At 64.2% G+C, this 5905-nt stretch carries 4 protein-coding genes and 1 pseudogene; 2 read left to right on the top strand and 3 right to left on the bottom strand.

Annotated features, from left to right (window positions below; all coding sequences use genetic code 11):
• Positions 1 to 245, top strand: a pseudogene (locus Y708_RS29940) (hypothetical protein); the annotation flags it as partial.
• 27 nt (positions 246 to 272) lie between these two features.
• On the opposite strand, the gene Y708_RS0115090 reads toward Y708_RS29940, so the two are convergent.
• The gene (locus tag Y708_RS0115090; RefSeq protein WP_028280569.1) at positions 273 to 1691 is read right to left on the bottom strand and encodes an aminotransferase-like domain-containing protein; all 1419 of its coding nucleotides are present in this window, start codon (positions 1689 to 1691) and stop codon (positions 273 to 275) included.
• Here Y708_RS0115090 and Y708_RS0115085 point away from each other — a divergent pair.
• Complete coding sequence (locus tag Y708_RS0115085) at positions 1690 to 2619, top strand: DMT family transporter (protein WP_035776537.1); 930 nt, start codon at positions 1690 to 1692, stop codon at positions 2617 to 2619. The genes Y708_RS0115090 and Y708_RS0115085 overlap by 2 nt on opposite strands.
• A 98-nt stretch (positions 2620 to 2717) precedes the next feature.
• Here Y708_RS0115085 and Y708_RS25440 read toward each other — a convergent pair whose 3' ends face one another.
• Together Y708_RS25440 and Y708_RS28535 are read right to left on the bottom strand one after the other, a co-directional pair.
• Complete coding sequence (locus tag Y708_RS25440; RefSeq protein WP_051479038.1) at positions 2718 to 5114, bottom strand: transglutaminase TgpA family protein; 2397 nt, start codon at positions 5112 to 5114, stop codon at positions 2718 to 2720.
• Positions 5111 to 5905, bottom strand: a 795-nt coding sequence (locus Y708_RS28535; RefSeq protein WP_035776536.1) for a DUF58 domain-containing protein, incomplete at its 5' end; no start/stop codon positions are given. The genes Y708_RS28535 and Y708_RS25440, both read right to left, overlap by 4 nt.

Below are 5905 nucleotides of genomic sequence, written 5' to 3'. Positions count from 1 at the left end.
CCACCCTCGTACATCTACCGGTGCACGCGTCCTGGCTCAACCAGGTAGAGATCTACTTCTCCATCCTGCAACGCAAAGCCATCAGCCCCACCGACTTCGCGAACCTCGCCGACCTCGCCACACGGATCCTGGCCTTCCAAGACCGCTACAACGCCACCGCGAGCCCGTTCGACTGGCGCTACAGCCGTATCGACCTCAACGCATTCCTCCGCCGAATCGACCAGCACAACGACCAAGCAGTCTGACCCCCGACGAACTTGCAGACATGCCCACTAGCGCGCATTTGGTCGGTCACCGAGGATTGACCCGAGCACCCGTGCACCCTCTTCGAATGCTCCGGGATTGGGTCCGGCATAGTTGAGTCGCACAAACGGCCCCGCGGGCTCTGCCGGAAACCATTCGGAACCAGCGGCAATGATCACTCCAGCCGACTCGCATTCGCGAACAAACCGGTCCACCTCCGTCCCGTCAGGGAGCCGCGCCCACAGGTTCAACCCTCCATGAGGCACATGAGCAACGTGGACCTGCGGCGCATGCTGCCGAAGACTGGCCGCCAGCAGATCCCTACGGGACTGAAGCTGATGGCGCAGCGCACGCAGGTGGGTCTGCCACCCAGGTTGCGTGACGGTGTCAAGCGCTGCCGCCTGCATGACACCGCTGACATACATCGACTCCGCTCCTCTGTCAGTCAGAATCCGATCCCGTGCCGGACCACGGACTATCACCGCAGCAACACGGATGGCCGGCGATACGCTCTTGGTCAATGAGCGAAGGTAAATGACATGCCCCGAGTCTTCACGCGCGGCGAGTGGAACCGCGGATGTGCTGATTCCGAAGTCATGCGCCCAGTCATCCTCAATGAGAAACGCACCATGCCGCCGAACAATCTCCAACACCTCCTCACCCCGTTGATGCGACCACTGCGCCCCGGTGGGATTCGCATAGTTCGGCTGTGCATAAAACAACCGCGCACCGGTCTCTTCGAACGCCCGCGCCAGCTCCACCGGGTCAGGCCCATCGGGCCCGCTGGGAACAGGGACAACGTCAGCACCGGCGTGCGACGCAGCCAAAATGGCCCCCCAGTACGTCGGCGATTCCATCAGCACCGGTTGGCTGCCCCCGGCCAGTGCCCGGAAAACAGAGCTCAGCCCACTCTGGCTTCCAGGCACGACGACGACGTCGCTGGGCGTGGGTGGGGCGAACCCTGCAGGAGTGGCGGTACGCAGTTCATGCGCAAACCAGGACTGCAGTTCGGGAACACCGGCGGCGGGCGGCCTCGACAGAGCAGCGTCACCTCGGGAAGCCCGGGCGAGTGCCGCCCGGACCAGACGTTCCGGCAGGAGCTCCCTGTCCGGATAGCCCGAGTGGAACGCAATAACATCATTCGGCGCGCTGCGCATCGCCGTTGAGACTGGCCGAGCAGGAAACTGGGGCGAGCGCAATGCCGCGCTCTGCCAGCCATAGTCCGACGGTTGCGCTGTCCGGAGTGCACGCACAAAGGTCCCGACCCCTGGCCTGCTATCGATGAGACCCTGTGCCGCGAGAATGCGCAGCGCTTTCTGTACGGTGACGGGACTGGCGCTGTGCTCGGCAACCAGTGCGCGGGTCGAAGGCAAACGGGATCCAGGCGGAGCCTTCACAATCCAATCTCTCAGCCCCGTGACTATCTGCGAACTGCTATCGTTGCTCATGAGAGTCAAGAGTAGCGCTACTGTCGATGTGAAACCACCGCTTTCGTCGGTACCATCCACCGGATTGTGGTGGGGCCTTCTGGGAGTAGCCGCATTTTCTTTCACCGTGCCCCTGACCCGGATCGCTGTGGAGGGCCTGTCGCCACTGTTCATCGGTTCGGCACGCGCGGTGGTGGCAGCTGTCCTGGCTGCGGCTGCCCTCCTGATCACCCGGCAGTGCTTCCCCCACAGAGTGCACTGGGCGCGGCTCGCCGTCGTTGCCGGTGGAATTGTTGTGGGGTTCCCGCTTCTGACCACTTTCGCACTGACCACCGCAGACGCGAGTCACGCGGCGGTTGTGATCGCGCTGCTTCCCGCCGCCACAGCCATCGTGGCGGTGCGCCCGGGGAGGGAGCACCCTCCGACAGCTTTCTGGGTAGCCACAGGGGTGGGCGTGGTGGCTGCTCTTGCCTTCGCTGTTGTCCAGTCGGGCGGGCTAGGACAGCTCAGCTGGGCCGATTTTCTGCTCCTTGGCGCAGTGATCGCTGCCGCCTTCGGATATGCCGAGGGCGGTCTGCTGGCCCGCGAACTTGGCGCCTGGCAGACCGTGTCATGGGCGCTGGTTCTGGCCTCGCCCCTGATGGTGCTGCTGACCGTGCTATCAATAATCGGGCAACCGCCCTCGGGCACTCCAATCCAGTGGGCGTCCCTGGCCTACCTTGGGGTGGTGAGCATGTTCCTGGGATTCTTTGCCTGGTACCGCGGACTTGCCATCGGCCCAATGGCGAAGGTCAGCCAGATCCAGCTGGTTCAGCCCGTGCTGAGTATCTGCTGGGCGGCAATGCTGCTGGGAGAAACCCTGACCATCACCACGGTTGTCGGGGGACTTGCCGTGATTCTCTGCGCCGGAATCGCCGTCCGCATCAGGCTCAAACCCGGAACGGCCTGAGGCGGGCGCGGGGGCTTGTCGGGTCTCCACGCAGCCGCAAGCGGCTTTGGTCGACCACCGGGGGCGCCGGGCGGCTTTGGTCGACCACCGGGGACCCCTCAGGCCTTGGTCCGGGTATCCGTCCACAGCGAGGTCCCGCCGTCGATGCCCTGAGCCTGAAACTTCTTCCACAGTGATCGCGGCAGCACTGTGGCCATCACCCTCACGCCAAAGGGCGCCGCTTTCCGCAGTGCGCTCGTCACGGCCTCGACATCCTCCCAGCACACAGCCGCCGGACCAGTTGAGGACCGGTGACCCGAATACTCCTCCACCTCGTAGGCCCGCCTCAGCCGCGTCAGAGATTCCGACTCCGAATCCGACAGCGACGAGTCACGACGCAGCCGGTTCTCAAACGTCCGCGGCGTGTCAGTAGCCTCCGCCGGGAAACCGTAGTCACCGGCGATCTCCGTGGTCTCCGCCCACGTGATGGTGGCAGTACCGGCGCCCTGGGATAGTGCAGCCACCTTCCGACGCCGGTTGTTGGTGCGCAGCGTCCGCAGCATCAGCGGCGCAAACGCCACCAGCACGACGACGATTACCAGGCTCGTCCCCAGCACCCACGTCCGCTGGGAGGTGGCCTCAGCGCTCTCGCCGCCGCCGGCTTCCGGAGCCTCCGGTGAGGGCGTGACCATTGACGGCGGAACCGGTCCGGCACTGGGATTCAGGTTGCCCGGATTGACCGGGGGAGCGCCCGGCGCAACTTCGGCCAGCGCATAGTCCGGCACCACGCCGCGTGACGGTGTCGGTTCAAACTGCACCCACCCAACACCTTCGAAATACAACTCGGGCCAGGCGTGGGCGTCCTTCGAGTTCACGGAGAACTCCGTCAACGCGGCACCGCCCGGACCTTCGACGGTTTCACCGGTGGCTGTCCCGGGCGAATAACCTACCGCAACCCTGCTGGGAATTCCTGCGAGGCGTGCCAGGACGGCCATGGTGCCCGCATAGTGCACGCAGTAGCCGGACTTGGATTCCAGGAAGCGCGCCATCACATCGAGGCTGTTGCCGTCATACCCGCCATCCACCGGCGCGTCGATCGAGTAGATAAATTCAGGCCCGCGCAGGTAGGTCTGAATGGCGATCGCCTTGTCATACGGATTGGCAATCTCACCGGTCAGCGATGCTGCGACATCCCTGATGATGCCAGGTGTGTCTTCAGGAAGCTCAAGAAAGCTCGGCGAGACGGCACCCTCGGCCACCGGAGGAATCCTTTCAAGGCGTTCCCTCGTCAACACGGGTTCCGCGCTGCGCACCACATATTCCTGCTGCGCGGTTGAACCTCCGTCAGCAGCGAGAATGCTCAGATTCGCGGGATCCCAGGTCCACCGTCCGTCCAGGCTTTCAATACCCACCGGTGCGTAGGGCGCCAGCAGCCAGGGGCTGGTGAACGTGTCCGCACTGATTCTGGTGATGACATTCTCGCCGCTGTCAATGGCAGCGCGGACCGGCTCCGTTCCCATCTCGTTGACGTTGTCCACGCGGTCGGCCAGCCGTTGATCCGGTTCCCACCGTTGCCCGCTGAAATCCTCCAACGTCACCGAGCGCAGGTAGAGCGGTCTGTCGGCGTTAGTCGCGTAGGTAATCCGGCCAAATCCGGTGGGATTCCGGAGATCATTTCCCAGCGTGACAATCGGATTCAGGCCCGACGCCGTTCCCCACAGGTTGACCCGCGCACCCTGCGGAAACGCCCCCGAGTTGAACCCCGGAATAACCAACGGCAGAATCACCGAAACCGTCAAAGCCACCGCACCAATGGTCAGACCCCTGGAGAGATGCCCGCCGGACAGTTCGCGGCTTGCGGCGGACTCGTGGCGCGCCTCGCGCCACTGGGCACAGCCCAATAGCAGCAGATAGCCCGCAACGGCGGCCAGGAAGGCGGGTACACCCACGCTGTTCAGGCGCACGACGGCGGAAACCACCAGGATTGCCAACAGTGCCAGTCCGGCGGTGGCTGGCATCCGCAGGGTGTTGGCCATCGTGTCCACCAGGATGGCGATCAGCCCAATTCCCGCACAGGTCACCAGGAAGATTCCGACGCCGGGGAGGACCGGTGCCACCTGTGACACCACGGTGTTCTCGGCCTGTCCCAGCAGAACCTTGAACCGCCCGGTAAAGCCCTCGCCGGGGAAAACCCCAAAATTGCTCTGACCGGGAAAGAACTGCCACATCAATGAGCCGCCCAGTGCAAGGACGCCGATCACTGGCGGAAACACAGCGGGAAGACGTACCACCCGTGCCAGTGCCATAAAGAACAGTGCTGTTCCCACCGTCACCCCAACCGGCGTGAACCAGGTCCACCCGAAAATTACGTTGTTGAGGCTGAAGGACGTGAGCATGACCGCCGCAAATGAGGCAAGGCTGATCAGCAGGTGCCAGTGGCTGCGGGGACGGGCACCGCCCTGGTCAGGACTGAGACGCTCTGCCGAGGAGGCTGGAGGGGACAGGGTGGTGGTCATCTGCGTGCACCCACCGCACCGTTGAATGTGGTTTTGGCTGTGGAGGACGTGATCGATCCCGACGGCGCATCGAAGTAGCTCCAGGCGGACGGCAAGGATGCGTTGGCGGTTACAGCAACCGCGTGCCAGCCGGCCGCACGAAGGATGTCCATGGCGGCATGGGAATCGCGCGGACGTTCGGTGACGATCATCGCGAAGGAATGCGACCCGTATTCCGCTGCGGGGGCAAGCTCCCGGGCTTCGATTTCCGTCAGCACACCCACCACTGCGATCAGCGGCCCACGGTTCTTGTACGCGGCAAGTTTGTCCAGCATCGGGTCGCCAAACGGTGCGGCATGCTGGGTGTTCGCCGCCGTCGTCGTGCTCTGCCTGCGCAGTGTCCTGCGCGCCTTGGCTGACGCTGATCGCTTGGACGGATCGGGGACAAGCTCAAGGGCAGCGAGCCCCTCGGAAATGTTGTGGAGGCCGCTTTGCCCCTGGAATTCCTCATCCTCGGGCCAGGAGACGGACACGGAGCGCGTCATGGCCGGTGCACCGGTTTCGTCGATGAAGCGCAGGGCGTAGTTCCGCTCCAGTAGATGGGCGCTGATGGACATGGCGGCCACCACGGCCCATTCGAAGGTGGGCGAGGAGAGAAGGCCGGTGCCGTCCGCGTCACGGTCCGCGCCGAAGGCCGAGAGGAAACCGGATCCAAAACTTGTTTGCCGCTGATCGAGGATCAGGGTGGCTTCGGGGGTGGTCACTGACTCTTCCTGCCGGACCATCAGCTCGTTATGGCGGGCGGTTGCGGC

This window comes from Arthrobacter sp. H5 (assembly GCF_000520595.1).
In the GTDB taxonomy this organism is placed as follows: domain Bacteria; phylum Actinomycetota; class Actinomycetes; order Actinomycetales; family Micrococcaceae; genus Arthrobacter_D.
The sequence above is the reverse complement of the archived record's forward strand: the minus strand, read 5'-3'. Positions and strand labels throughout refer to the sequence as shown.

Coding starts and splice junctions, on each gene's coding strand:
- Y708_RS0115085 (WP_035776537.1), top strand. CDS start 1,690: ATGAGAGTCAAGAGTAGCGCTACTGTCGATGTGAAACCACCGCTTTCG.
- Y708_RS0115090 (WP_028280569.1), bottom strand. CDS start 1,691: ATGAGCAACGATAGCAGTTCGCAGATAGTCACGGGGCTGAGAGATTGG.
- Y708_RS25440 (WP_051479038.1), bottom strand. CDS start 5,114: ATGACCACCACCCTGTCCCCTCCAGCCTCCTCGGCAGAGCGTCTCAGT.